General features: G+C 72.5%; 1 pseudogene. It reads left to right on the forward strand.

Features of this window, described 5'->3' with window-relative positions:
- Positions 1-194 precede the first annotated feature (194 nt).
- Positions 195-1,571 (forward strand): annotated as a pseudogene (locus tag PV721_RS43260) (phosphoketolase family protein); the annotation flags it as partial.

Here is a 1,571-nt window from a genome sequence, read left to right on the forward strand (position 1 = left end):
GATGGGTGGCGCCCGTCGGGGGCGGGCCGGGCGCCACCGGGATTCACTTTCCCCGGGACGGGCAGGCGCGGAAAGGGCCGACCGTCCCTCCCTGAGGGACGGTCCTCCCCTGCCGGCCGCACCCTGGCAGGGCGCACGGTGTCGGCATCGGCTCAGTCGACGAACGTCCCGGACCCTCGCAGGCAGGAGCGGACATGACCGTGTTGACCGCGCATTCGATCTCGGAGCTCGACGCCCACTGGCGCGCCGCCAACTACCTGACCGTCGGCCAGATCTACCTCATGGGCAACCCCCTGCTGGCCGAACCGCTTCGGCCGGAACACATCAAGCCGCGGCTGCTCGGCCACTGGGGCACCTCGCCCGGCCTGAACCTGGTACACACGCACCTCAACCGCGTGATCAGGGAACGCTCGATGCAGGCCCTGTGCGTCTGGGGCCCGGGTCACGGCGGACCCGCCGTCCTCGCCAACTCCTGGCTGGAGGGCACGTACAGCGAGACCTATCCGGACGTGAGCCGCGACGCCGACGGCATGGCCGAACTGTTCCGGCAGTTCTCCTTCCCCGGCGGAGTGCCGAGCCACGTGGCGCCGGAGACCCCCGGTTCCGTCCACGAGGGCGGGGAGCTGGGGTACGCCCTCTCCCACGCCTACGGAGCCGCCTTCGACCACCCCGAGCTGCTGGTCGCCTGCGTCATCGGCGACGGCGAGGCGGAGACCGGACCGCTGGCGGCGTCCTGGCATTCGAACAAGTTCCTCGACCCGGTCCACGACGGCGCGGTCCTGCCGATCCTGCACCTGAACGGCTACAAGATCGCCAATCCGACGGTGCTGTCCCGGATCCCCGAGGACGAGCTCGATGCGCTGCTGCGCGGTTACGGGCACGCTCCGCTGTACGTGACCGGCAGCGACCCCGCCCAGGTGCACCACGCCATGGCCCGCGCGCTGGACCGTGCCGTGGACCGCATCACCCTGATCCAGCAGGAGGCGCGGGCGGAGGGCGCCGACCGGGGACGGGAGTACGCACGCTGGCCGGTGATCGTCCTGCGCACGCCCAAGGGCTGGACCGGCCCGGCGACCGTCGACGGCGACCCGGTCGAGGGCACGTGGCGTGCTCACCAGGTCCCGCTCGCCGGGGTGCGCGAGAACCCGGCACACCTGCGACAGCTGGAGGACTGGCTGCGCTCGTACCGGCCGGAGGAGCTCTTCGACGCCGACGGCCGCCCGACGGCACAGGTCCTGGCCTGCGTCCCGGACGGCGGGCACCGCCTGGGCGCCGTACCGTACGCGAACGGAGGCCGCCTGCTGCGGCCGCTCCCGCTGCCCGCGCTCGACGCACACGCCGTCCCCGTCCCCAAGCCGGGGCGCACCCTCCACGAACCGACCCGCGTCCTGGGGCACTTCCTCACCCAGATCATGCGGGACACGGACGGACGGCGGGACTTCAGGGTCGTCGGACCGGACGAGACCGCCTCCAACCGGCTGGACGACCTGTACGAGGCCACCGGCAAGGCCTGGCAGGGCATCACGGAGGCCACGGACCGGAACCTGTCCCGCGACGGCCGGGTCATGGAG

The organism is Streptomyces sp. MB09-01 (assembly GCF_033794505.1).
Classification (GTDB): Bacteria; Actinomycetota; Actinomycetes; order Streptomycetales; family Streptomycetaceae; genus Streptomyces.